This is a genomic window from Pseudomonas sp. KK18, assembly GCF_037094675.1.
GTDB lineage: Bacteria > Pseudomonadota > Gammaproteobacteria > Pseudomonadales > Pseudomonadaceae > Aquipseudomonas.
Window position 1 is genome coordinate 3,587,858 of the sequence record NZ_CP146605.1, and the last position, 17,697, is coordinate 3,605,554.

General features: G+C 60.9%; 12 protein-coding genes. 2 read left to right on the top strand and 10 right to left on the bottom strand.

Annotated elements, in window-relative coordinates; genetic code table 11:
- Positions 1-74: 74 nt before the first annotated feature.
- The 6 genes from V6607_RS16410 to valS all read right to left on the bottom strand — a co-directional run bounded on the left by V6607_RS16410 (position 75) and on the right by valS (position 9,418).
- Positions 75-3,014, bottom strand: coding sequence for a TonB-dependent receptor (locus V6607_RS16410; RefSeq protein WP_134326630.1), 2,940 nt, complete (start codon positions 3,012-3,014; stop codon positions 75-77).
- A gap of 191 nt (positions 3,015-3,205) precedes the next feature.
- On the bottom strand, positions 3,206-4,159 hold the full coding sequence (locus V6607_RS16415) for a FecR family protein (protein ID WP_003217682.1): 954 nt from the start codon (positions 4,157-4,159) through the stop codon (positions 3,206-3,208).
- Positions 4,156-4,668, bottom strand: coding sequence for a sigma-70 family RNA polymerase sigma factor (locus V6607_RS16420; protein WP_003217684.1), 513 nt, complete (start codon positions 4,666-4,668; stop codon positions 4,156-4,158). The genes V6607_RS16415 and V6607_RS16420 overlap by 4 nt, the downstream gene beginning before the upstream one ends.
- Positions 4,669-4,849: 181 nt before the next feature.
- A complete protein-coding gene (locus tag V6607_RS16425) occupies positions 4,850-5,788 on the bottom strand; it encodes an AraC family transcriptional regulator (RefSeq protein WP_087693824.1) in 939 nt (312 codons plus the stop codon).
- A gap of 17 nt (positions 5,789-5,805) precedes the next feature.
- Positions 5,806-6,648, bottom strand: coding sequence for an oxidoreductase (locus V6607_RS16430; RefSeq protein ID WP_087693825.1), 843 nt, complete (start codon positions 6,646-6,648; stop codon positions 5,806-5,808).
- A gap of 202 nt (positions 6,649-6,850) precedes the next feature.
- Entirely contained in the window at positions 6,851-9,418 is a 2,568-nt protein-coding gene (gene valS / locus V6607_RS16435) for a valine--tRNA ligase (RefSeq protein WP_177409856.1), read from the bottom strand.
- Positions 9,419-9,558: 140 nt separating this feature from the next.
- Between valS and V6607_RS16440 the strand changes: the two genes are divergently transcribed.
- Entirely contained in the window at positions 9,559-10,686 is a 1,128-nt protein-coding gene (locus tag V6607_RS16440) for an NAD(P)/FAD-dependent oxidoreductase (RefSeq protein WP_087693826.1), read from the top strand.
- A gap of 32 nt (positions 10,687-10,718) precedes the next feature.
- Here the strand turns inward: V6607_RS16440 and V6607_RS16445 are convergent, their stop codons facing one another.
- The 4 genes from V6607_RS16445 to V6607_RS16460 form a co-directional block, all read right to left on the bottom strand.
- Positions 10,719-11,321 (bottom strand): dTMP kinase, encoded by a 603-nt coding sequence (locus tag V6607_RS16445; RefSeq protein WP_087693827.1) that lies wholly within the window; start codon positions 11,319-11,321, stop codon positions 10,719-10,721.
- Positions 11,322-11,353: 32 nt separating this feature from the next.
- Positions 11,354-13,300, bottom strand: a complete 1,947-nt coding sequence (locus V6607_RS16450; RefSeq protein WP_134326631.1) for a PAS domain-containing sensor histidine kinase — start codon at positions 13,298-13,300, stop codon at positions 11,354-11,356.
- 95 nt (positions 13,301-13,395) lie between these two features.
- Entirely contained in the window at positions 13,396-14,730 is a 1,335-nt protein-coding gene (locus V6607_RS16455; protein WP_087693829.1) for an LLM class flavin-dependent oxidoreductase, read from the bottom strand.
- A gap of 23 nt (positions 14,731-14,753) precedes the next feature.
- The gene (locus tag V6607_RS16460) at positions 14,754-15,710 is read right to left on the bottom strand and encodes an ABC transporter substrate-binding protein (protein WP_087693830.1); all 957 of its coding nucleotides are present in this window, start codon (positions 15,708-15,710) and stop codon (positions 14,754-14,756) included.
- Between the two features lie 319 nt (positions 15,711-16,029).
- On the opposite strand from V6607_RS16460, the gene V6607_RS16465 reads away from it, so the two are divergent.
- Positions 16,030-17,655: an efflux transporter outer membrane subunit gene (locus V6607_RS16465; RefSeq protein ID WP_134326632.1), complete on the top strand. Its 1,626-nt coding sequence runs from the start codon at positions 16,030-16,032 to the stop codon at positions 17,653-17,655.
- The last annotated feature ends 42 nt before the right edge of the window (positions 17,656-17,697 follow it).

Genomic DNA, 17,697 nt, shown 5'->3' on the forward strand with positions numbered 1-17,697 from the left:
TTATGCAGGGTTGTGCGTCGACGCCAGGGTTTTTATAGAGCACCGGTTAGACCGTTAGCGCATGGGCTTATGCGCTACTTGCCGAAGTGGTAACTCACGTCCAGCCAGACCTGGCGGCCATAGGGGTCGTAGTTGCCGCTGGGGTAATACGGCCAGCCGGCGGAGTCATCGTGCTTGACCTGATTGAGCAGGTTGTTGACGGTCAGGCCGACACTCGCCTGCTCGTTCACCTGGTAACGGGCGCTGGCGTTGAAGGTGGTCCACGGCGACAGGCGCCCATCGCCGGCGCCATTGGTCACGCTGCCGTAGCGAATGCCGGTCAGCGTGGTGGTGAGGTGCTGGTAGTCCCAGGTCAGGCTCGCGTTGACCTTGCTGCGCCAGTCGTGGTTGTCGGTGCTGGAGCGCAGGTTCTGGGTTTGCGCATCGTCCGATTCCTTGAGGTAGTGGGACAGCACCAGGCTGTAGCCAATCGCCGAACTGAACGCGCCGTACTGGCCTGCGCCCCAGCGAATATTACTCTTGAGGTCCAGGCCGCTGACCCGCTCGCTGGCGGCGTTGATCGCATTGACCTGCACCCGTTGCAGCACGTTCGGGTCCACTGCCGCCGTGCTGGCATTGCGCTGGATGCGTGCCAGGACGTCGGCGCAAGTGGTCGCATCAAGCTGGCCGTTGCGGCACTGGTTTTCCTGTTGCAGCAAGCGGTTGATGTCGACGGTGGTCAACAGGTCCTTGATTTCGACGCGCCAGAAGTCGGCGGAGAAATCAAACTGATGCGAGGGCGACCAGACAAAGCCATACGTCCAGGACTTGCCACGCTCGGAGGCGAGGTCCGAATTACCGGTCTGGGTGTAATCCACGCGGCCTCGGTCACACGCCCCTTCTACGCCCTTGCTGCAACCGTAATAGTCGATCTGGTCAGGCGTGTAGCCATTGGTCGCGGCCTGGTAGAGGTAGTTGAGGTCGGGTGCGCGAAAGCTGGTGCCGTAGCTACCACGAAACAGCAGGCTGGTCACCGGGCGCCATTCCAGGCCCAGGTTGTAGGTTTTTTGTTGCTCGGTGCGGCCACTGAATTTGTATTGGTCCCAGCGCCCGGCCGCCGAGGCGAGCAAGGTGTCGGTAACGGGAATGCTCAGCTCGCCACCCGCGGCGTAGCGGTCACGCGAACCGCCTGAATTGGAGGCCGGCGTGGTGTTGTAAAACGTGCCGTCATTGAGTTGGTCGTCGACATCGACGCTGTAGGATTGCCGCCCCACTTCGGTCACACCGGCAAAGCCCACCGGCCCGGCGGGCAGCTCGAACAGGTCGCCGTTGATGTTGGCGCTGAAGGTTTGGGAAACCGATTTACTCTTCTGCACCAGGTTGCCGCGAAACTGATCCCACTGCTCCGGAGTCAGCGGCTGGTCCAGCCGCGAAGGGTCTGGCGCGAAGACCGGGTGCCCGTCCTGTGTGCCCAGTTGCGGCCCGAGGTAGTAATCGCGGATGCCGCTCAAAGGCGTGTAGCGGGTGGTGCGGTCGCTGGTGTACTCGGAGCGGTTCGCCGAAATCTGATAACCCCAATCACTGTTGGTGAACTTGTCTTCCAGGCCCAGGGTGCCGGTCCAGGACACTTCGCGCCATTTGCTGTTGTTGCTGGTCTTGCCACCGATTTCCTCGCTGGAAAAGTTGCGTGACCAGCGCTCCAGGTTACCGGTGTTGCGGTTGATAAAGTCCGGCGAGGTGAAGCTTGGGCCGCGCGTGTTGTTCTGCGTGTGATCAAAGCCAAACATCAAGTCGGCGAACACTTTGCCGGTGTCGCTGAAGTGCCAGGTGCCGCGCGTGTAGCCGTCATAGTTTTCCTTTTGCGCCTGCAAGGTCCAGTAGTCGTTGTAGTACTGGTTGGTGGTGCAGCGGGTGCTGCTGCCACCGAGCTTGCCGTTGTAGATACCGCCATAGGCGCCGCAGCCGGGGCCGAGGTAGGCGCCGCTGTCGAGGTTACGGCGGTAGCCCACATCCTTGGCCGGGCCGTCGCTCATAAAGCCGCGCTGGTTGGCCCAGATCGGTTGGCGCTGGGTCAGCTCCAGGCCGAATACCCCGTCAAAATCGCCCCAGGTGTCGCCGCCGCTGATCTGCAGGCGCTGGTTGTCGCCGCCGCCACGCTCGGCGGCGCCACCACGCAGATTGACGTCCACGCCGCTGATCTTGTCTTTGAGGATGATGTTCACCACCCCGGCAATCGCGTCGGAGCCATACACCGCCGAGGCGCCGCTGCTGAGGATCTCGATACGCTCGATCATCACCGCCGGGATGTTCGCCAGGTTGGTGAAGTTGACCGCGCCGTCGTACGCCGTGGGGTAGTCGGCCACGCGCCTGCCGTTGATCAGCACCAGTGTGTGGTTCGGCCCCAGCCCTCGCAGGTTGAGGGCACTGGCGGCCGGTTGGAAGGTGTTGCCGTAGTCTTCGCCCTGGGTCATGCCGGTGTTCTGGGTTTGCGAAGCGATGGCGTCGTAGACGTTTTTGTAGCCCCTGCGGGTGACTTCGTCAGCGGTGATGACCGTGACCGGCGACGGCCCTTCAACCTGGGCACGGGCAATGCGTGACCCCGTGACCACGACCTTTTCCAACGCCACATCACCCGGGACTTTCGCCGCCGTGGGCGCCGCCTTGACCGCCGCTGCAGGTGGCTTGGCCGCCCGGCGCAGGGTCCAACCGCCGTCGCCACTGGGCACGGCGTCGAGGGCTGCACCGCGCAGCGCCTGTCGCAGCGCTTGCTCGGTGGTGAAGGTGCCCCGCACCGGCGCGCTGGTCAGGCCTTGCACAAGGTCTTGCTGGAAGGAAATGATCTGCCCGCTGCTGCGCGACAGGGTCAACAGCGCTTGGTCGAGGGGGCCGCTGGCGATATCAAAATCAAAAGTCTGGGCGGTCGATATCGCAGACAGCGGCTGTGCCAGCACCGCCGTGCCATGTCCCGCCAAGGTCAGGCCAATCGTCAGAGACAGTGCCGCCAGAGATGCGCGACTGAGAGGTTTGCGTTGCATGGTTGAGGTTCCCATCATTGATATGCCGTTGATGGGTTGAACAACAGATCGGGTTTTTTTATAGGCGGCCGTTAGGCTAAAAAAGCATGGGTTTATAACGGCCCGAAACAACTCTCCCAGGCAGATACACCCTGGCCTGTATTGGGTTGTGCAACAGTGGCGGGGGTTTTATAGGGCTGGGAAAATTATTTTTATCGGCGCTCGATACTGACCCAATAAGGGCTGTGATAATCGATCTGCACCGGCAAGGATTTGGCCAGCAATTGCAGGGCGCCCTGGCTGTCGTCCAGCGGGAAAATCCCGCTCAGCCTCAGGCTCGCCGCCTCGGGGCTGACGCGGATGATGCCGCGCCGGTAGTCACGCAGGGCTTGCACCACTTCACCCAATGAGCGGTCACGCACTTCCAGCAAGCCTTGGGTCCACGAGGCCTCGCCGCCGCTGGCGGTTTCCAGGTCGAGGATGCCATGGGCATTGAACGTGGCTTTCTGGCCGGCACTGATCACCTGCACAGCGCCGTCGCGCGTGGTGATTTCCACTTGGGAATGCAGCATCGTGATTTGGGTTCGATCCTCGCCCTGCTGTACCAGAAACCGCGTACCCAACGCGCGCATGCGGCCGTGTTCGGTCTCGACGATAAACGGTCTGAGACTGTCCTTGAAAACGTCGACCAGCAGCTTGCCGTCGAGCAACTGCAACAGCCGTTGCCGAGCATCGAAATGCGTCAGCACCTTGCTGCGCGCATCCAGGGTCAATGCACTGCCATCCTCCAGCGTGAGGTTCAAGCGCTCGCCCGTACCGGTGCGCAAAGCGCCCAACGGCAACCAGCTGTCGGACAGCCGCGTGATCAGACTTCCAAACGACACAACGCCAACCAGCGCCAGGGTATTGCGCAAGAAGCGCCGGCGGCCCGACGGTGCGTTGAGGGTGTGCAACAGGCTGTCGCGGGGCATGCGGCGCAGTTCGTCATTGTTCAGCACGGCCGGAACGCCGCCCATCATGTTGAAGATTTCGGCACGCCGTGGGTCGCCCTCACTCCAGCGACGGAACGCCTGGTGCTCCTGAGCACTGGCGTGCCCGGATTGCAGCAACGCCATCCACTGCGCCGCCTCGTCGATGATCGCCTCATCCGGCGCGCTGTGGCTCATGGCTGTGTCATCGCCAGGTAGCAGCGCTTGAACGCATCGGCCATGTATTGCTGAACCCGGCTGACCGAGACCTGCAGGCGCTCGGCAATCTGCGCATAGGTCAAACCGTCCAGCTGGTGATACAAAAACGCCGCCTTGGCCTTGGCCGACAAACCGTCGAGCAAGCGGTCGACTTCCAGCAGCGTCTCGATCAACAGCAAACGCTCCTCGGGCGACGGGTGCACCATCATCGGCGCCTGGGCCAATGCTTCCAGGTAGGCACGTTCCAGGTCCTGGCGACGCCAGCCCTCATACATCAGGCGCCGCGCGATGGTGGTCAGCAACGCCCGCGGCTCGCGGATTTGCGAAGGGTCGGGCAATGCCAGTACCCGCAGGAAGGTCTCCGATGCAATGTCCTGAGCCCCATGGGCACAACCCATCGCCCGGCTTACCCGCGTGCAAAGCCAACTGTAGTCACTTTTGAACATCTGCCCAATCAGACCGAAATGTGGGTTCTGATTCACACCCATTGCATGCTCCATGCGAATAAAGGCCATTCAGCCTGGCGGTTGATGAGCAATGGAAAGCCATCGCTGGAGGCGGACTTTGCATGAGGGGAGCATAGGTTAGGAAAGAATAAAAAATAACAGCAGCCTGTCAAATTGGCATATGCAGAAAAATCAGATACGGGGCAGCGCCCTGGCTGTCAGGTCAGTGCGAAGACACATAGACAGAAGGCTGCACCGGCGCTGGCAGCGAATAGGTTGCTTTCATCCATTCGACTTCAGCATGGGGTGTGCGGCCGAAGTAGCGCTTGAACTCTCGGCTGAACTGCGATGCGCTTTCATAGCCCACGTTAAAAGCCGCAGATGAGGCCGACATGTCGTCGCGGAGCATCAACAACCTTGCCTGGTGCAGACGCGTCGATTTCAGGTACTGCATGGGTGAGGAGTCGGTGACTGTTCGAAAGTGCAGATGAAAGCTGGGTACGCTCATACTTGCCTCCTGGGCCAGGCACTCGACGTCCAGCCGCTCCTGGTAACAGCTGTGTATCTTGCGAATGGCGCGGGTCACCTTTGCGAAATGGCCTTGCTTGCCAAGGGCCGCCCGCATGGACCCTCCTTGTTCACCTGCGATGATCCGGTAGTAAATCTCGCGCACCAGCGAGGGGCCGAGGATCGGGCCATCGACCGGATGGCTCATCGCTTCGAGAAAGCGCAGTGTGGACTCGCGCAACATCTCGTCCATCGGCGAGGAATACATGCCTTTGGGACGTTCGTGGGTCGGACCGGATTTTTCGTCAATTTCCAGGATCAGTTCGCCAGCGAGTTTGAAATCCAGGCGCATGTATACCGCCAGCATCGGTTCCTCTTCGCTGGCGTCGGTTTCCATGGTGAAAGGCACTGGCACAGACACCACCAGGTAGTGCTGGGCGTCGTAAAGGTAGACCTCGTCGCCCAGATAGCCGAGCTTGCGCCCCTGGCACAGGATGACGATGCCAGGCTCGTAGAGCACTGGCGTGCGGGTCAGCGGGCGATTGGAGCGCAGAAAGCGTATGTCTTCCAGTGCGCTCAGGTTGTAGCCCTCCAGGGGGGCCAACTGCTCCATCAGTTGGACCATGCGCCGGGTTCGCGCGGCAAAATGATTCATAGGCCCCTCTTGCGGTTTCACGAAGCGTGACCATCCGTAGAGCGTGTCAGTGCTTCCCATTGGTCGATGTCACGCAGGGATTGCGTCAGCTTTTCGCGCACAAAGCCTATCGCATCGCTGCCGAGCAGCAGGTGGGCCGGTGGGTTGTCGCTGGCGATCAACTGCAGCATGGCTTGCGCGGCTTTTTGCGGGTCTCCCAGTTGGTGGCCGCTTTTCGCTTCGCGCGCCTGGCGTACCGGATCAAAGCTGGCATCGTAGTCGGCAATGCTGCGGGGCGTACGCTGCATCGAGCGGCCGGCCCAATCGGTGCGAAATGAGCCTGGCGCCACAGCGGTGACAAAAATGTTGAATGGCTTGAGTTCTTTGCTCAGGGTGTCGGAGATGCCTTCCAGCGCGAACTTGCTGGCGCAGTAGTAGGCGATACCCGGCATCGTGATGGTGCCGCCCATGGACGTGATGTTGATGATGTGCCCGCTGCGGCGCTGGCGGAAGTACGGCACGAACGCCTTGGTCACGGCAACGGCGCCGAACACGTTGACGTCGAACTGACGACGCATTTCTTCCAGCGGCGACTCTTCGAAAATGCCCTCATGGCCGTAACCTGCGTTGTTCACCAGCACATCCACCGGGCCGTAGCGGGTCTCGATCTCGGCAACGACGCTGTCGATCCGCTCAAAGTCGGTGACATCCAGGATCACGCCATGAGCACGCTCCGTTGATAATGCCTCGAACGTTTGCAGCGCGGCTTCGTTGCGAACGGTACCAATGACACGGTGGCCTGCAGCCAGTGCCTCGGTCGCGAGGGCCTTGCCAAAGCCGCTGCTGATGCCGGTGATGAACAGGGTTTTGCGAGTGCTCATGGAAATTCCTCTCGGTTACTGAGTGCTAATGGTAGCCAAGCAACCGCTGGCGACCTATGCCGGATCATCTATGAGGCTTGCCTATTCCTATTCGCTTCTGCTCATACGCTCAATTGTTCCGATGTGGCTCGATTGACGCAGGCTGATGCGTGGTCCGGCCCGCCCCAGTGGGTGTCACTGAGGCGGTCGGCACCACTCCACGTTACGTCAGCCAGACATCGACCTGCCGCTCCGCGCCCTCTATAAACACCAAGGCCTCGACCTGCCCCGCCTCTATCAGGTCTTGGCTGACGCCTTTTATCAGTTCAAGCTGCGCGGCGCTGTCGACCAACTCAACACGTGCTACCGGAGCCTTCATGGACTGGCTGGCATCAGACTTTGCTTTGCGAATCGCAGACAGCACGCTGCTCAGGCTCATCAATAACTGTTCAACAGCCGCGTCAGGGCAAGCGCCCCCTTGCGGCCAGGGCGCCTTGTGCACTGAGCCGCAATTCCAGGATTGCCAGACCTCCTCACACACAAAGGGCAGAAATGGCGCAAACAGTCGCTGCTGCACGCTCAGCGCATGTGCCAATGCATTACGCGCCGAGTAGCCGTCGGGTCGATAGGCACGACGCTTGACCAATTCGACGTAGTCATCGCAAAACCACCAGAAGAATCCTTCGATACGCGACAACGCCCCGCTGTAGTCATAGGCCTCCAGCGCGACGGTAGCGTCCTGGACTACGCCACCCAAGCGTTCAAGCATGGCTTGATCCAGCGGTTGGTCGATATCCCCGGTGTCATCCTTCGCAAAGCCTTGAACCAACCTCGAAAGATTGAACAGCTTGACGGCCAGGCGGCGGCCGATTTTCATCTGCTGCTCTTCAAAGGCTGTGTCACTGCCGAGCCGCGCCGAGGCAGCCCAATAGCGCACGCCGTCACTTCCATACTGGTCGAGCAAGGCTTGAGGGGTGACCACATTCCCCTTGGACTTGGACATTTTCTTGCGATCAGGATCAAGGATCCACCCGGAAAGCGCTACGTTGCGCCATGGCGCGCAACCGTGTTCAAAATGGCTGCGTACCAGTGTCGAGAACAGCCAGGTTCGGATTATGTCGTGACCTTGGGGCCTGAGGTCCATCGGGTATATTTTGGCAAACAACCCATCGTCTTCTCCCCAGCCGCCGGCAATCTGAGGCGTCAGGGAACTGGTGGCCCAGGTGTCCATGATGTCTTGTTCACCGATAAACCCGTTGGGTTGACCACGCTGCTCGGGTCGATACCCAGGCGGTATATCCAGGCCCGGATCAACAGGCAGGCTTGCCTCACTGGCGATAATCGGAGCGCCATGCTCGGCTTCGCCTTGCGCGTCCAGGCGATACCAGAACGGAATCGGCACGCCGAACGTACGTTGGCGACTGATTAGCCAGTCTCCATTCAACCCCCCTACCCAATGCTCGTAACGCCTGAGCATGTGCGGCGGATGCCAGTCCAACGCCTGGCCAGCGTCGAGCAACACGTCCCTCAGGTTCGCGTCGCGTCCGCCATTGCGCAAGTACCATTGCCGCGTCGCGAGAATTTCCAAAGGCCGGTCGCCTTTCTCGAAGAACTTTACCGCGTGGTTAATCGGTCGTGGTTCATCTCGCATGGCGCCGCAGTCACGCAACATCGAAACGAGCTGCGTACGAACCTGGGACAGGGTACGGCCGGCCAGGCCTGCGTAGGCCTGTTGGCTGCGCGGAGTCGTCAACCAGGAGGGCGTCTCAAGTAACAGGCGCCCGTCCTTTCCCAGGACTGACCGTGTGGGCAGCTGCAACTCCCGCCACCAAATCACATCGGTTAGATCGCCAAAGGTGCAGACCATCGCCAACCCGGTGCCCTTGCCGGGGTCACCCAAAGGGTGGGCCAGCAGCGGAACGTCCAGGTCAAAAATCGGCGCACGCACGGTCTGCCCGAACCTCGCCTGATAACGAGCGTCGTCCGGGTGAGCCACCAGCGCCACGCATGCCATCAGCAACTCAGGTCGAGTCGTAGCAATCTTCAGTTCGGCACCATCAGCCGCGTCGAAGCCGAGTTCGTGATACGCACCCGCAACCTCGCGCTCCTCAAGCTCTGCCTGGGCTACGGCCGTCTGGAACGTCACATCCCAGAGGCACGGAGCCTCCTGGCTATACAGTTCGCCACGCTGGTAGTTACGCAGTAACGCGCGCTGACTGGCTCGTTGGGAGCGTTCATCAATGGTGGCGTATGAAAGACTCCAATCAACGGACAAGCCCAGTTGCACGAACAGTGCACGGAACGCTTGCTCATCGATGGCCGTCAGCTCATGGCACAACTCGATAAAGTTGCGCCGACTGATGACGGCAAAGTCAGCCCGTTTTAATGGAATCGACTCGGAGGGTTTGAAGCCAGGCTGGTAAGCGGCCAACGAGTCGCAACGTACGCCGTAGAAATTCTCGACCCTGCGTTCGGTCGGCAAGCCATTGTCGTCCCAACCCATGGGGTAGAACACAGCCTTGCCGCGCATCCGCTGGAACCGGGCGATGATATCGGTGTGGGTGTAGCTGAAGACATGGCCAACGTGCAACGAACCTGAGGCTGTCGGTGGCGGCGTGTCGATGGAGAATACAGCGTCGCGTTGGGCGCTGTGGTCAAAGGCATACGTGCCTTCGAGCTGCCAATGCTGAGACCAGCGTGTTTCGAGGTTTTCAAGCGAGGGGGTGACGGTTTGATCGTTTAGAACTTCATCACGTTTAACGGTGACATAGCTTCCTCCTGTCAACATCATGGGGCGCAACAACGGTTGTGCGCCGAAGCAAACTTTATATTCAATCGCCTGCGGAAAGTAAACCCCTTGAACCAGGCCATTTTTTCCACAAAATAGCGTAAAAACAGTCCGGAAGATTTCTCACATTCAACAGGTACCCTATGCACACCCCCGTCACAATCATCGGTGCTGGCCTGGGCGGTCTCATCCTGGCTCGCGTGCTGTACGTCCACGGTATTGCCGCCACCGTCTATGAAGCAGAGCCGTCGGCAACCGCACGCGCCCAAGGCGGGATGCTCGATATCCACGACTACAACGGCCAACTGGCCTTGCAGGCAGCGGGCCTGACGGACGAGTTCCGCGCGCTTATCCTGAAAGGTCGCGAGGCGACTCGGGTGCTTGATTGGCAGGGTGCCACTCTGTTGGATCAACCCGACGACGGCACAGGCGGCCGTCCCGAGGTCATGCGTGGCGAACTGCGCAAGATGCTCCTCGATTCACTGCCCGCCGGTACTGTGCGTTGGGGCCACAAGGTCAAGAGCGTGCGCGCCCTCGGCGAGGGTCGCCACGAAGTGACCTTCGCCGACGGCACTTGCGTTGCCACCCACCTGCTGGTTGGCGCGGACGGAGCCTGGTCAAAGGTCCGGCCGCTGCTCAGCGACGCTGCCCCCGAGTACATGGGCCGCTCGTTGATCGAAACCTACCTGTATGACAGCGACGCCCGGCACCCGGCCACCTCCAGGGCGGTAGGTGGCGGTGCGATGTTCGCACTTCAACCGGGAAAAGGGATCCAGGCGCACCGTGAGACGGGCGCCACGCTGCACACCTACGTAGTGCTCACCGAATCCCAAAGCTGGTTTGCCGCCATCGATTTCACCGACACGCCAACGGCGGCGGCACGGATCGCGCAGGAATTCGCAGGCTGGTCCCCTGCCCTCACGGCGCTGATCACCGACAGTGACACCGAACTGGTCTGGCGCCCGCTCTTTATGCTGCCGGTTGAGCACCGCTGGGACCGGGTGCCGGGCGTAACGCTGATCGGTGATGCCGCACACCTTGCGGCCCCGAATGGCGAAGGCGCGAACCTGGCCATGTACGATGGTGCCGAACTCGGCAAGGCCATCGCCTCATACCCTGATGACGTCGAAGCCGCCCTGGGCGAATACGAACAGGCCATGTTCCCGCGCAGCGCGCAAATGGCTGCCGAGGGGAATGAACTGCATGAGTTGCTGTTTGGTGACGATGCCCCCTATAGCCTGGTCAGCATGTTCAACGGGGCAAGTGCCTGAACAGGGCTCGATAGCCGACCGTATCGGCGGGGTCAATCACACTGGAAGGACTCAAGGACGTTATAAATTTCGGCAACCACCTGCCGTGTCGCGCCCTCAATGGTTCCTTCATTCCGGCATAACACCCAGCCGTGATCCGCAACCGCTCGCTCGAACGCCCGGGTACAGGCGACATGTTCTGCCAGCGTGTGGATCACGGTACTGCTCAGCCCACGCCGGCGTGCCGCGGCCCGTGCCCATGAAATATCAGGGTCAGTGACGACCCCGATATGCAGGTCCGGCACTTGCACGTTTCGATCAATGTTCAACTGCAGGATTTCTGCCAGCGGGACTTCCCGGCGAAACGCGGCATCAGACGGGTACCAGCGGTCGATCAGGACGATGCTGCCTGGTGGCTGTCTAGCCAGCACGTGCCGGGAAATCCACGCGCGGCTATCAGCGAAGCGTTCACAAACCTCCCACTCCAGATCCAGGCCGGGATGCCTGGCGAGTCTGTTAACGAGGGTCATTGTTTCACTTCTGAAGGGATCGCTTTTTCTCTCGCAAAGCCGGATCACCATTCTGTTGTCAGCCCTAAGCGCTTTTGTTACGGACTCCAGCAATGTGGTTTTGCCAGTACCCTTGGGGCCATCCATGGAAACAAACAACGGACGGCCAGCCGCCTGGCTCAACACGGCTTGTCGGTCCGGCTGCGCATGGTTTCGGCGATCACCCTGGCCAGTGCAGATTGATCGAATGGCTTGGGTAAGCGCGTCAATGTGGTCTTGAGGTCCAGGGAGATTTCCGCAAAGCCCGAGGAAAGAATGATGGGAAGGTTGGGATACAACGACTCGATGTTGCCGGCAAGCTCGATCCCGGTCATGTCCGGCATTGCCATGTCTGTCACGACCAGGTCAAAGCACGCGCCTTGCGCCAGGAACGCCAACGCAGCATGCCCGTCTCCTGCCGACACAACATGATGACCCAGGTCTTCAAGCATCGCCCCGGTGCTGATCAGCACCAGCGGGTCGTCATCTACCAGCAGAATCTCGAGGCATTGCTGATGGGCTGCATCGGGTGTATCTGCAGTTGATGCCAGCGCCGCAGACTGTGTGGTGGCGGTCACCGCCACCGGTAACCAGAGCTCTGCGGCTGTGCCCTCTCCTACCCGACTCTTCAGCACAAAGTGGCCCTGTGACTGTGCCGCCAGGCCATGCACCATCGAAAGCCCAAGCCCGGTGCCTTTTCCCGCTCCCTTGGTGGTGAAGAACGGCTCCATGGCCCGTTGCAAGGTCGCGTCATTCATCCCGGGGCCGGTGTCGATGACAGAGATGCAAATCAGCCTTTGCGAGTCATTCGTCCCGCCGGGAAACGCATCCTCCCGCGCTGAAATCAGGATCCTGCCCCGACCTTCCATTGCGTCCCGGGCGTTGATCACCAGGTTCATGACGGCCATTTCCAGTTGGCTCATGTCGACCAATACCGGCCGCAGGATCAATGGGAACTGTGTGTCGACGTTGATGCCTGCGCCCAACATGCGGGACAGCAGGTCTGACATGTTGCGGATCAGATCGCCCACATCCACAGGCTGAGGGTCAAGCTCCTGGCGACGGGCAAAGGCCAGCATGCGCTGAGTCAGCGTTGCGCCCCGCTGGGCGCCCGCGATGGCATTATTCAGTAAGGCGCAGGTTCTCGAGTCCTGCGGGACACGCTTCTTGGCGAGTTCAAGACTCCCCAGAATCACCATCAGGAGGTTGTTGAAGTCATGGGCGATGCCGCCGGTGAGCTGGCCCAGGGACTCCATTTTCTGGGATTGGAATAACGCCTCTCGGGTTTCCTTGATCTCCTGTTGAGCCTGGACGCTTTCGGTAACGTCCCGGGTGATCTTCGCAAACCCCACCAGCTCACCCAGTTCATTCTTGATCGGGTCGATAACCACATGGGCGAGGAATCCCGTGCCGTCCTTGCGCAGGCGCCAGCCCTGCCCTTCGTAACGACCTTCCCTGACCACCGTTTCAAGGGCGCGCTGCGGGACGTTGTGGTCTACGTCCTCACGCTGGAAGAACATGGAGTAATGCCTGCCGATGACTTCTGCCGGCTGATAACCCTTGATGCGCTGGGCGCCGGCGTTCCAGGTGGTGATCACGCCGTTGGGGTCCAGCATATACAGCGCGTAGTCGGTGACGCCTTGCACCAGCAGGCTGAATTGCTGCTCGCTCTGGCGCAGCGCCTGCTCCGCGGCCTTACGCTCGGTCAGGTCCCGTGTGACCTTGGCGAAGCCAATCAACGTGCCGTCGTCGGCGCGTATCGGGTCGATGATCACCAGTGCCCAGAGACGAGTCCCATCCTTGCGGATGCGCCAACCTTCGCCCTCGAAGCGCCCTGACTGCTCGGCGCTCTTGAGTGCCCGGCCCGGCAAGTCCGAGGCCAGGTCTTCCGGGGTGTAGAACAGCGAAAAATGCCTGCCCAGCACTTCACTCTGTTCGTACTGCTTGATCTTTCTCGCCCCGGAGTTCCAACTGCGAATCAAGCCGTTCGTATCAAGCATATAGATGGCATAGTCGACCACTGCGTCGACGAGCAGTCGATACCGGTCGTCCTGATTGAAAGGCCCTTGTGCAGGATGGGATGGCATCAGGAAAGTCTCGGGACAAATGAGTGGCTTGAGCCCTCAGTATGTCTAAAAAAATCCCCGGCCCACCAATTTATTCATCTGGACAGTTTTTTGAGTCAACCGCCGCCGTTGCGCGCAAACCGTGGAATCTTCAATCCCAGGCTTTCCCGCAAGGTCGTACCTTCATAAGCCGTGCGATACACGCCGCGCTCCTGCAACAACGGGATGACCTCGTGCGTGAAGCGCTTGAACTGCTCCGGATGGCCGATGTAGATATTGAAACCATCCACCGCGCGGGCTTCAAGCCAGTCAGCCATTTTCCGAGCGACGGTATCCGCCGATCCGACAAACGCTCCCGGGCGCAGTTGCCGCCCAAACTCCACCGCCTGGCGCAATGTAAAATCTTTCTCCCGTGCCTGATCGGCAATGCGTTTGGCCGCGGTAAAAAAGCTGCTGCGTGCCGCCTCCAGGCTTTCCTGCGGGAACGGCGCATCAAGGTCGTACTGGCTGAAATCATGCCAGCCGAAATTGCGTCCGAACTCCTTCAGCGCCAGCTCGAAACTGTGGTCGGCCTGATGGTAGTGCCGCTCGATTTCACGCGCCTGTTCATCGGTATCGCCCACATAAATCTCGGCGCCGGGCATCACCAGCAATTGCTCCGGGTCACGGCCATGTTGCAGCGCCCTGCCCTTGATATCCCGATAAAAAGCCTGGCCCTGCTCGATGCTGGCAGCATGGGTAAAGATCACATCGGCCGTGGCTGCGCCGAGGTCGCGGCCTTGTTCCGAATCGCCAGCCTGGAAGATCACCGGTTGGCCCTGGGGTGAGCGCTGGATATTCAGCGGCCCGACCACGGAAAAGTGCTCGCCCTTGTGATTCAGGCTGTGGAGTTTGGCGGGGTCGAGAAACCGGCCGGTGGCGCGGTCACGCACGAAGGCATCTTCCTCATAGGAGTTCCACAGGCCCTGCACGACCTGGACGTGTTCGGCCGCCCGGCCATAGCGGGTGTCGTAGTCATAATGTTCGTCGCGGCTGTAGTTGCCGGCGGTACCGGCGTCGCCGCTGGTGACCACGTTCCAGCCGGCGCGGCCTTTGCTGATCAGGTCGAGTGAGGCCAGGCGCCGCGCGACGTTATAGGGCGAGTTGTAAGAGGTCGTCAGCGTACCGACCAGGCCCAGGTGCCGGGTGCTTACGGCAAGTGCCGATAACAGCGTCAGCGGCTCCAGCCGGTTCAGGTAGTGGGATGGCGAGCCTGGTGTGATGAATTGGCTGTCGACGATGAACATCAAGTCGAACAATGCCGCCTCGGCCTGGCGTGCAATGTCGATGTACCAGTCGACGTTGACGCTGGCATCGGCCGGCAGTTGAGGGTCGAGCCATAGATTGTGGCGGCCGGGCCCGCCGCAGCCCATGGTCAGGGCGCCCAGTTTGAGCTGTCTTTTTTGGGTCATGTCTGACGTATTCCTTGAAGCGTTCAGGGCTGAATTTTGGCGACGGCAGGCTGCAAGGACGCCGCGAAGGAGTCGTCGAACAGCTTGGCTGCCGGGTAAGACTTGACCAGTCCCTGGCTTGCGAAAAAGTCCACGGTCTTTTGTGCTTCTACAGGCGACTGGGCTGTCACCGGTTCGACCGTCGTGCGTGCCCGGGCAAACCAGGCGCGGGCAATGTCGGCATCTGCGCGGGTGCGCTTGGCCCAGGCATCTGCATACGCGTCGGCGTTGGCCGGGCTTTGGCGTGTCCAGTCACGGGCTTTCTTCAGGCGTTGGAGAAAATCGCTGATTTGCGCACGCTTGTTATCGACGGCCCTGGTGCTGGCGGCGACGAAACTCTGAGCCGGGATCAGCCCGTCTGCGGTCGCCAATACCCGTGCACCCTGGCGTTCCTGTTGGGTGACGTAGGGTTCCCAGGTGGCGATGACGTCGACCGAACCGCCTTCCAGTGCATGGGAAGCATCCAGTGCACTGAGGTAACGCAACTCCAGGGCCTCTTTCGGCACGCCGGCCTTATCCAGTGCGGTCAGCAGCAATTGCTGGCTCCAGGAGCCTTTCCAGATGGCGGCGCGCTTGCCTTTGAGGTCCGCAAGGCTGTGGATCGAGGAATCCTTTTTCACCAGGATGGCCACGCCCTCGAGGTTTTGCCGGCTGATGGCAATCACCTTGATCGGTGCGCCGAGTGCACCGAGGAACAGCACGGGCGCATCGCCGAGCAGGCCGATGTCGAGGCTGTTGGTATTGAGGGCTTCCGCCACCGGAGACCCGGCGGTGAATTGCTTCCATTCAAGTGTGTAGGGCAGATCATCCAGCACCCCCGCCGCTTCCATCACGGCCTGGGCGTTGTAGCTTTGGTCTCCGACCACCAGCGTTTGCGCGTTCGCGGTCAGGCACAGCAGCGTGGCGGCCAACCCGGCCGCCAGTTTTGTCAGGTAACGCACGTTCGTCTCCAGATGCCTTCTCAAGCATTGAAAGTCGATCCGCGCGTGCGGTCTCGGCAGTGTTCGTAGGGAGGGCTACGATGAGGGGCTGACGGCTGCATGTAAAATACTTATAACGCATAACCTAATTCGATATTAATGCGTTAAATGCATTTTTGTGGATGGTCGGCGCGCACGGACGTTGCGTACCCGCCTGCACCACCTACACTGATTTGAATTCGGCGACTCTCGCGCCATTTTTTCAGCCGTATGGCCCGATGCCCGCGCACTCATTGCTCAACAAATAAAGCAGTTAACCAACTGATTAATCAGAGTAAATATGAAAGAGCAGCCTCGGCAGCTTGCATCGGCACCGCAACCAGTGGCGCACAGCCGCGCCCTTTTTCGACCACCCCACCTTCTGGCTCCGTTGAGCCTGCTGTGCATCGCCCTCGCCGGCTGCACCGTCGGGCCCGATTTCGCGGGTCCTGAGGTGCCGGCGAACGCCGATTATTCACGAGAAAAACTCACCTCCACCGCCAAGGCCGATATCGACACCGGCGGTGCGGCGCAGCGGTTGATCGCCGGGATGGATATTCCCGGGCAATGGTGGACGCTGTTCCGCTCACCGGAACTGAACGCGCTGGTGGAGGAAGCCTTGCGCGCCAACCCGGATGTCACCGCCGCGCAGGCGGCATTGCGCCAGGCCAACGAGCTGGTCTATGCCGACCAGGCGTCGCTGTTTCTCTCGGTGAGCGGCAACGTGCAGAAGGCCCGCGAGAAAGTATCGGGCGTCACCTCGGGCCTGCCGGAGTCGCCGATTCTCACGGTGAGCTCGGCGTCGCTGAGCGTGTCCTATGCCCCGGATGTATTCGGCGGCACGCGTCGGCAAATTGAATCCACCTCGGCCCAGGCCGAGTACGAGCGCTTCCAGTTGGAGGCGACCTACCTCACGTTGACCTCCAATGTGGTGAACACCGCAGTCAGCCTCGCCTCTATACGCGACCAGATCGCCGCCACCGAAACCATCATTCGGCTACAGAGTGATCAGCTCGACGTCCTGCAGGCGCAGCGCCGGCTGGGTGCGATCGGTGACACCGACGTGCTCACACAGCAGACCGCGCTGGCGCAAACCCGTGCCACCTTGCCGCCCCTGCAAAAGCAGTTCGCCCAGACCCGCAACCAGTTGATGGCCTACCTCGGCCGGTTTCCCAACCAGGACCGGGACGAGCGCTTCAACCTCGCCTCCCTGCACCTGCCCGAAGAACTGCCGCTCAGCCTGCCTTCGGCCATCGTTGGCCAGCGGCCCGATGTGCGATCTGCGCAGGCGCAACTGCATCAGGCCAGTGCCAATATCGGCGTGGCCGTCGCCAATCAGTTGCCCCAGTTCAGCATTACCGGGTCGGTGGGCTCCACGGTGGCCAGCGGGACCAAATTGTTTTCGGCGGGCAGTGGGGTCTGGAGCCTTGCCGGGTCGATCACCCAACCGATCTTTGATGCCGGCGCACTCGAACATCGCAAACGCGCTGCCGTGGCCGCCTATGACGAGTCGGCAGCCCGCTACCGTGGCACGGTGATCGGCGCGTTCCAGGACGTGGCCAATGCGCTGCGGGCGCTGGAGGCGGATGCCGATGCGCTCAACCAGCAGGTGGTGGCCGAGCGCTCTGCCCAAGCCAACCTGGACCTGGTGCAGGCGCAGTTCAAACTCGGTGCCGTGGCGTACATCAACCTGCTCACGGCCCAGCAAACCTACCAGAACACCGTGCTGGCCCGCGTCAGGGCGCAGGCCTCCCGCTACAGCGACACCACCGCGCTCTTCCAGGCATTGGGTGGCGGATGGTGGAACCGTGCCGATGTGGACCCTGCCACCAAGGGCCGGCCTGATCGGTTCGGCCTGCCGTCGTGGAACGAGATCATGCCGGCCAGGAACGAGGCAGCGCCTGCCGATTCGGCACGGTTCAACTGAACTGAACTCTTGAAACAGCGAGAACATCCATGGCTGACGTCA

Bases quoted from the DNA above. Each gene is read 5' to 3' on its own strand.
- V6607_RS16410 (WP_134326630.1), bottom strand. From the start codon at position 3,014: ATGCAACGCAAACCTCTCAGTCGCGCATCTCTGGCGGCACTGTCTCTG.
- V6607_RS16415 (WP_003217682.1), bottom strand. From the start codon at position 4,159: ATGAGCCACAGCGCGCCGGATGAGGCGATCATCGACGAGGCGGCGCAG.
- V6607_RS16420 (WP_003217684.1), bottom strand. From the start codon at position 4,668: ATGGGTGTGAATCAGAACCCACATTTCGGTCTGATTGGGCAGATGTTC.
- V6607_RS16425 (WP_087693824.1), bottom strand. From the start codon at position 5,788: ATGAATCATTTTGCCGCGCGAACCCGGCGCATGGTCCAACTGATGGAG.
- V6607_RS16430 (WP_087693825.1), bottom strand. From the start codon at position 6,648: ATGAGCACTCGCAAAACCCTGTTCATCACCGGCATCAGCAGCGGCTTT.
- valS (WP_177409856.1), bottom strand. From the start codon at position 9,418: ATGATGTTGACAGGAGGAAGCTATGTCACCGTTAAACGTGATGAAGTT.
- V6607_RS16440 (WP_087693826.1), top strand. From the start codon at position 9,559: ATGCACACCCCCGTCACAATCATCGGTGCTGGCCTGGGCGGTCTCATC.
- V6607_RS16445 (WP_087693827.1), bottom strand. From the start codon at position 11,321: ATGGATGGCCCCAAGGGTACTGGCAAAACCACATTGCTGGAGTCCGTA.
- V6607_RS16450 (WP_134326631.1), bottom strand. From the start codon at position 13,300: ATGCCATCCCATCCTGCACAAGGGCCTTTCAATCAGGACGACCGGTAT.
- V6607_RS16455 (WP_087693829.1), bottom strand. From the start codon at position 14,730: ATGACCCAAAAAAGACAGCTCAAACTGGGCGCCCTGACCATGGGCTGC.
- V6607_RS16465 (WP_134326632.1), top strand. From the start codon at position 16,030: ATGAAAGAGCAGCCTCGGCAGCTTGCATCGGCACCGCAACCAGTGGCG.